Raw genomic sequence first — 6846 nt, 5'->3', positions numbered from 1 at the left:
TGCGAGTGCGGCTGCTGCGACGAATCTGGCAGAGATGGAAGGCTTCATGGTGACTCTTGGGGTTGCGATGAGGCCATCTTGAGCGCGCACCGATGAACGCAACCTGAACGGATGCAAGCTCGGTCAAACCGCCCGCAGAACCATGTCGAGTCGCGCACCCCCCAAGTCCGAGCGAGCGAGGTTCAATGTGCCGTCGTGGCTGGCCACCAGATCATTGACGACCGCCAAGCCGACGCCGTGACCGGGGACTTTTTCATCCCCACGCACGTGCAGTTGCAATATGGATTGCGTATCGATGAACCCTGGGCCGTCGTCCTCCACCCGGATGTGCAATCGGTCACCTTCACGCCAAGCGCGGACCGCAACCCGATGTCTTGCCCATTTGGCCGCGTTGTCCATGACGTTGCCAAGCAACTCGAAAGCATCGCCTTCGTCGATTCGCCAACGGAGCTCGGGCGGACAGTCGAGGGTGAAGATCAAGGCCTTTTCGGCATACACCTTTTCCAGTGAATCGCGAATCCGGTTCAGGACGGGCGCCAAGGACAGGTAAGGCGCAAATCGAGAGGCGCCACTCGCGGCCGCCCGGCCAAGCTGGTGCTGGACGATGTCGTCCATGCGCGCAACCTGCTGGGCAACGATTGCCGGCAACTGTGCTGGCTCATTCAGCGACGTGCGCAACACGGCCAGCGGCGTCTTGAGGCTGTGGGCGAGGAAACTCAACGCTTCCCTGTAGCGTGTCTGGCGCAGGCGCTCCTGCTTGATCAAGGTGTTGAGGTTGTTCGTCAGCGCCGCGATTTCCGTGGGGTAGCGCCCCTCGACCTCGGCTTGCTCACCGCGTTCGATGTCTCGGATTTCATGCGCCACCCGCCGCAACGGTGCCAGGCCCCATTCCAGAAGGACCGTCTGAGATAGCAACAGCAGCACCGCGGCCCCGCCCAGCCACGTCCACAAGGTGCGCTCGAAGACGCTGATCTCGCGATCGAACTGCGCCTTGTCTTCCAGCACGGAGAGAACGAGCGGTGCTGCCTGCGCGCGCCCCGCCCAATTGACGCCATAACTGATCGCCAGGTATGCCTGGCCTCCCGCATTGACGGTGTCATAGCGCCACCGCCCGACGGCAACACTGCGCTGAAAAGGCGGGCTGATGCCCACGCTGGACGCCGAATGCCATTCCTCGTGTCGCGCAAGGTTGACAATGTTCGCGTACAGACCGGACCCGGGAAGCGACAAGCGCGGCTCGGGGAACGCCGCGGGCATGACCAGCATCCCGCCCGCGTCGAGTTCAGCGCCTGCAAGCAGGAGATAGACCGTGCTCTGCAGTTGGGCAAAGCGCGCCGCACGCACACTGTCTGCATGGGCGCGTTGCACGGACAATCCGGCCCCAGCCACGAATGCCATCAGCACCAACGTCGCGCCAAGTATCAGGCGGGCACGTATGGAGTCGCGCCACCTCATCCGAGGGTGAATCTGTAGCCCCGCCCGCGCAGCGTCTCGATCGGAGCCGACGTGCCGTCGGGGTCGAGCTTGCGACGCAGCCGCCCAATCAACACTTCTAGCACGTTGCTGTCCCGATCTTCATCGTGGGGGTACAGGTAGTCGGACAGCTCCTGCTTGCTCACGACCCGCGTGCGCTCGCGCACAAGGTATTCGAGCAGCCGGTACTCAAAAGCCGTCAGGTCCATCACCTCGCCATTGAGTGTGGCGCTCTGTGCAGAAAAGTCCACGGCGATCGACCCCAGGGTAAGCACATTTGAGGCGGCTTTCAGCGCACGCCGCAGCAACGCCTTGATGCGTGCAACCAACTCGGGATACTCGAATGGCTTGACCAGATAGTCGTCCGCGCCCGATTCCAGTCCTACGACCTTGTCCTGCCAACTGCTACGCGCGGTGAGGATCAGGATCGGCATCGTTCGGCCGTCGGCGCGCAAACGCTGCACGACCGTCAGTCCATTCAACTTGGGCAGCCCCAGATCGACGATGGCGAGATCGACCGGGTACTCCCGCGCCTGGAACAGGCCGTCTTCACCGTCGGCAGCCTGGTCGACGCGGTAGCCGTCAGCTTCGAGCTGACGTGCCAACCCGAGTCGCAGGGCCGCATCATCCTCAATCAACAACAAACGCATGCTGCCGGCTGGCCAATCAGCCCAACACTCGCCCACTGGCGGCGTCAATCAGGATCACCCTGACTTCGCCTTGCGCGGTGACGACCTTCCCTCTCCACACCGGGCGGTGATCGGACTCGGTCTTCTCCACCGACAACACGCGGCCGCTGCTCACGCGTTGTGCCGCGGCCGCCGCTTCGTCCCGGCTCACGTCGGCCCAGGCAGGAGCGGCCAACACGATCAGCAGGGCACAGACAGGTTTGACAAGGGCTTTCATGGTGCAACGGGAGGGGTGCCCGACATCTATCGGCATCGTACTACCGTCCCACGGGGTCGACCGACACGCGCACCTGCACGAACGGCCCAGGGTTCTCGTGCATCACCGTGGCGAAATGTTGTCCCCGGTACTCGTAGTTGACCTGGTAGCCGACCACGCGCGTCTGGACTTCGTTCACGGCGCGGCACGTCGTCACTTCTCGTGGGACCTGTTCATACCGCTCTTCCCGGTCGCGGTTTGCCATGTTGTCGCCGGTGAAGGCCCCCACCACGGCACCCAGGGCCGTGGCGGCTTCCCGACCGTGGCCGCCGCCGACTTGGTTTCCGAGCAGGGCACCGGCCACGCCGCCGAGAACGGCACCGCCATAATCGCGTCCACCAGTGCGATGGGTTTCGGTGACCCATCGGCTGCCGCACTCCTGACGTGGAACGCTCACTCTCTCGTACTGCGGATCGACACTGCTGACGCGTGCGTTGTCGATGTAGGTTTCGGCGTGGACGCCGATGGCCGCGGTTGCGATCAAAGAAACAAGAGCCAGGCGCTTCATGGAGGTGTCCTTGGGTTGGTGTGGCCACATGTTGCCCGCGCCAACGTGAATCCAAGCTGAACGAAATCAGAACGCAGTTCCGCTCTGAACTCTGAGGGTACGAACGCGACCCGTCGGCGTGCGACATCCAGGGACTTCGTCGATGCCGAGATGGTGGAGGAAGCAAGAACCGCCTTCGTCACCTTGACGAGCAGGCCCTTTCAGAGGGTCGCGGCTGTTGGCTGCCAGCAATCTGGATGGACGATCGCGTCAGTTGGTGATCAACACATTGACCGTCGCGACCTGAGCCGAATCCAGTGTAGACGTCGCAATGAAGGTGATGGGCACGGGGGCCACCAGAGGAAATGCGGCCGACGTGTCCACGACAATTCGGGAGTCACTGACTGCAGTCTGGGTAATGGTGGCGCCAGCGTAGTACACCGTCGTGCCGCTGCCCGTGACGGTGCTGCCGCCGACCTCCAGCGTCCACGCCACCGGCTCGCTCGCATCCAGCTCGATGGACTGACCTGCAATGATCGAGATTGTCTGCGAGGCACCGGCTGTGACCTGAACACCGCTGAGCGGTTGGCCTCCTACCGCCACACCGATGTCGAATGTGACGACGTCTGCACTGCCACCACCGCCGCAAGCGGTGAGGCTCAGCGTCGAGGCCAGCGCGGCAATGAGCGCATAAGAGCGCAGTGCGACTTGGCGCCTGTTGCGGTTTCGCTTGTGAGCCGCGCTCTGGGCTTGCGCTTGAGCCTCTGGGGCTTGGGACATACGGTAATCAAAGTGTGCTTCGTTCCGTGTCGAACGGCATCGCAGGCTTTGCAGTTGACGGCCACCTGTAACGATGGGAACGTGAACCTGATGCGCCACTGCGCCGAGATTCGCTGCCGAGCGACTGCCCGTGAAAGCGGCTACCTTACCTACCAGGCGAGTAGCGCCGGGAAACCCTGCCTGTCCCGGTTCTCGATCGAGACCCCCCGCCCTTGCAGTTCCTTCTCGAGCAGGCGCAGCGGAGAACGAAACTCCGGGTGGGTCGCCACGATCGTGAACACACCGGTGGGATGCTGCAGCCTCTCGATCGTCACGGCGCCCAGCCAGAGTGGCTTGGGGGATCCCGTCGCCGCCGTGAGGTCGACCACATGGCCCGACGGCCACAAGCGAAGGACCAGCCTTTGCCGGTCATCAACAACCTTTGCCAGCGTGATCGACTGCACCTCGCCCTGGTGGAACTTTGGCAGCACCGGCAACTGCTGGATGGGCGGATTCGGCAGCAGCCAGAGCAGTGCGGTGTCCGGCGCCCATGGTGATGGGGCGCGCCAACCGGCAGCGACGAGAACCGCGCTGATCTCCTGTTCCGTCGCAGCCCACTGAAGCGCAAGGGGCTCCTCGAGGTCCCCGCCGACGTCGCTTCTCGCAGCAGGCACGGTCCGCCAACCCAGCGTGGACCAGTTGGCAAGCGGGACCTCTCGTTGCTCCGACCGATGCGCGTAGCGCGTGACATCGGCTTCGTGCCGCATACCCATATAGACCCCGGCGGCCACCGTCATCGTGCCCAGGGACACCGCGGCCAGCCATCGCGCGGGCAGGCGCTCATTGCGAGCGTGGTGCGTGCAGGCGATGCCGAGCAAGGTGACCCAGGCGAGCCCGATGCTGAGGCTGGCCAGTACGTCCGAGAACCAGTGGGCGCCGAGGTAGATTCGCGAAAACGCGATCAAGCCAATGATGCTTGACGCCGCAGCGCTGAGGCCGGCCTTCATCCTGGCGGACTGTCCTCGTCCCAGGAGAAAGGCGAGGAAGCCGTAGAGCGCGATGCTGGAGGCGGCGTGTCCGCTCGGAAACGAGAACTGTTCAATGCCGCTATAGATGGCGCTCGGCCGCTCACGACCGATCGACAACTTCAGCACCCACACCAGCACCTGCGCAAAGCCCATGGTGGCCAGCCAATACGCGAGCGTGCGCCAGCAACGCCTGAGCACCAGCAGTAGTGCCACGGCGACGATGACCGGGAGTGCAACGGCCGCGCTTCCGACTTCGGTGACTGCGACCATGAGGCTGTCTGCCCACCCTGTGCGCACGCTCTGCAGTACCGCGAACACCGCCCGGTCGAAGTGCACCAAGGCATCGTTGGACAGCACGTCTTCGAGAACGCCGAAGAAAAGCCAAACACTGGCCACCAGCACGACGGCGCATGCAAGCAGCGCCGCCGATTCAGGCCGTTGCGGATCGAACAAGGCCAGGACCGCGCGTTGCTGTGGGCTCGATGCGGTACGCGCCCAAATGACGAAGCGGTCTCGCCCGCCCGCGATGACCGGCTGTAGCCGTCCGTGGATCATCCGCACCAATCGGGACAACAGCCATCCCGTGCCAACAACAAGGATCACCAACACGACAAGGCGTGAACTGATCGCCCCTGCCAGCTGGAGCGACGCACCAAAGAGAACGCCAGGCGCCAGGTGTGCGACCACCCAGGCCAGCGCCGACAGAACGTTGACGATATAAAACCGTGTGGCCGGCATGTCTGACATGCCGGCCACGACGGGGACGATCGCGCGCAGCGGGCCGAGAATTCGCCCGGCGAAGACGCTCCAACCGCCGTTCTGGGCGAAATAGGCTTGCCCGCGGTCGAAGATCGCTGGATAGCGCCTGAGCGGACCCAGGGTTCGAATGCGGTCGTGGTAGCGACGACCGAGCCAGTAGCTGATGCCGTCGCCGAGGATGGCACCAATGACCGCCGCCGCAATGGTCCAGGACGGATCGAGCACCTTGAGTCCCACGAGGACGCCCCCCACGAAGACCACCGAGCTGCCAGGAATGAACGTGCCGATCACGGCGACGGCTTCGAGCAGCGCTGCCCCAAAGACGGCACTTAGCCCAAGATGCGGGTGCGCAGACAGGAAGCTGATCAGCGCGTGCAGATGCGATTCCATTCCGGCCTCGGGCCAATGTCCAGTCGGTGGGGTTCTGGGGCGGCAAGCCGGGGCATCCAGGCGGCAGAATGTCAGACAGGTGGAGCAACTTTACGCTCACCCATGAGAACAGAATGGACCACATCGAAGCGCTGAACCGCTGGCACGCCGGCACGAGAGTGACAGGGCTTGCCGAGCAGGCCTATCGAAAGCTCGTGGCTCGCCCCATCCGCTCGGGCTGGGTGCGCCGGTAGTCCAGAAGCTGTCGCGACGAGCCCGTCCAGCTCCGGTGGGTTGCGGCGCGTTGCCCAACATCGGCTTTTTTGACCGATCAGTTTCTATCGGCGAATGACGGGAGTGGGTCGGCCCCGGCAGTACGAGTCAGATCCTGGGTCAGATCCGAGTCAGATCCTGAGACCGGTCGCTTGCGAAGTCGGCTGCGGACATTGCGGCTCTGCGGCCGGGTGGCGACGCCGCAATAGGTGCGCCGCAGTGCGGCACCAATGGATCTATGTCAGAGCGACCCGCCAGGTCTCTCTGAAAGCTGCATCCGGGCGCACGTTAGGTACGTATTCCCCGATGCCAGCGCAAGTCCCGTTGAAGGCCGCTGGCGACATCGCGGATCCGTGGCGAACGCCGCCGCATCCACTCGATCCCCACGTACCAGGAACAACGATATGCGACTCAACCGCCCCACTTCTTTCGCGCTGCGCCCGTCGTCGCTGCCGCGCGCTGATTGCGAGCCCGAGCCGTTTCGATTGCCAGCCGCTACACGTACGCGCCTGATGCGATGCCGCAGAATGATCAACAGCCCGCTCCAGGTGTGAACCTCAGGCGGGCTGATCGTTTTTTGCAGGTGCGGAAGATCAGCGACGCCGATCCGAGGTCCTCGCCAACACCGCGTTGTATTCGTCCTGCGCATGACGCAGACATTCGCTTTGAGCTGCCCCCCTCGCTTCGCGTTTGCAGGCAAGTTTCACTTCCGCAAGAGCATTGACGGCTTCTTTGCGAGCGTCGTAGGCGCTT

Annotated in this window: 6 protein-coding genes; all 6 read right to left on the bottom strand. The window is 63.7% G+C overall.

Features of this window, described 5'->3' with window-relative positions:
* Positions 1 to 123: 123 nt before the first annotated feature.
* The 6 genes from AC30NL_RS01575 to AC30NL_RS01550 all read right to left on the bottom strand — a co-directional run bounded on the left by AC30NL_RS01575 (position 124) and on the right by AC30NL_RS01550 (position 5841).
* Positions 124 to 1455, bottom strand: coding sequence for an ATP-binding protein (locus AC30NL_RS01575; RefSeq protein ID WP_489462256.1), 1332 nt, complete (start codon positions 1453 to 1455; stop codon positions 124 to 126).
* Positions 1452 to 2123: a response regulator transcription factor gene (locus AC30NL_RS01570; protein WP_489462255.1), complete on the bottom strand. Its 672-nt coding sequence runs from the start codon at positions 2121 to 2123 to the stop codon at positions 1452 to 1454. Before AC30NL_RS01570 ends, AC30NL_RS01575 begins: the two co-directional genes overlap by 4 nt.
* Before the next feature lie 16 nt (positions 2124 to 2139).
* Positions 2140 to 2379 (bottom strand): PepSY domain-containing protein, encoded by a 240-nt coding sequence (locus AC30NL_RS01565; RefSeq protein WP_489462254.1) that lies wholly within the window; start codon positions 2377 to 2379, stop codon positions 2140 to 2142.
* A gap of 40 nt (positions 2380 to 2419) precedes the next feature.
* A complete protein-coding gene (locus AC30NL_RS01560) occupies positions 2420 to 2926 on the bottom strand; it encodes a glycine zipper 2TM domain-containing protein (protein ID WP_489462253.1) in 507 nt (168 codons plus the stop codon).
* Between the two features lie 249 nt (positions 2927 to 3175).
* A complete protein-coding gene (locus AC30NL_RS01555) occupies positions 3176 to 3685 on the bottom strand; it encodes a hypothetical protein (protein ID WP_489462252.1) in 510 nt (169 codons plus the stop codon).
* A 149-nt stretch (positions 3686 to 3834) separates the two neighbouring features.
* Positions 3835 to 5841 carry a bifunctional DedA family/phosphatase PAP2 family protein gene (locus tag AC30NL_RS01550; protein ID WP_489462251.1) on the bottom strand — a complete coding sequence of 669 codons (2007 nt, stop codon included), beginning with the start codon at positions 5839 to 5841 and terminating at the stop codon, positions 3835 to 3837.
* Positions 5842 to 6846: the final 1005 nt, after the last annotated feature.

It is taken from the genome of Rhizobacter sp., from assembly GCA_021153565.1.
Lineage (GTDB): Bacteria > Pseudomonadota > Gammaproteobacteria > Burkholderiales > Burkholderiaceae_C > Albitalea.
Note: the sequence above shows the minus strand (reverse complement) of the source record. Positions and strands in the feature narration are given on the sequence as shown.

What these genes read in the sequence shown, in the direction of transcription:
- AC30NL_RS01575 (WP_489462256.1), bottom strand. Translation starts at nt 1,455, where the DNA reads ATGAGGTGGCGCGACTCCATACGTGCCCGCCTGATACTTGGCGCGACG.
- AC30NL_RS01570 (WP_489462255.1), bottom strand. Translation starts at nt 2,123, where the DNA reads ATGCGTTTGTTGTTGATTGAGGATGATGCGGCCCTGCGACTCGGGTTG.
- AC30NL_RS01565 (WP_489462254.1), bottom strand. Translation starts at nt 2,379, where the DNA reads ATGAAAGCCCTTGTCAAACCTGTCTGTGCCCTGCTGATCGTGTTGGCC.
- AC30NL_RS01560 (WP_489462253.1), bottom strand. Translation starts at nt 2,926, where the DNA reads ATGAAGCGCCTGGCTCTTGTTTCTTTGATCGCAACCGCGGCCATCGGC.
- AC30NL_RS01555 (WP_489462252.1), bottom strand. Translation starts at nt 3,685, where the DNA reads ATGTCCCAAGCCCCAGAGGCTCAAGCGCAAGCCCAGAGCGCGGCTCAC.
- AC30NL_RS01550 (WP_489462251.1), bottom strand. Translation starts at nt 5,841, where the DNA reads ATGGAATCGCATCTGCACGCGCTGATCAGCTTCCTGTCTGCGCACCCG.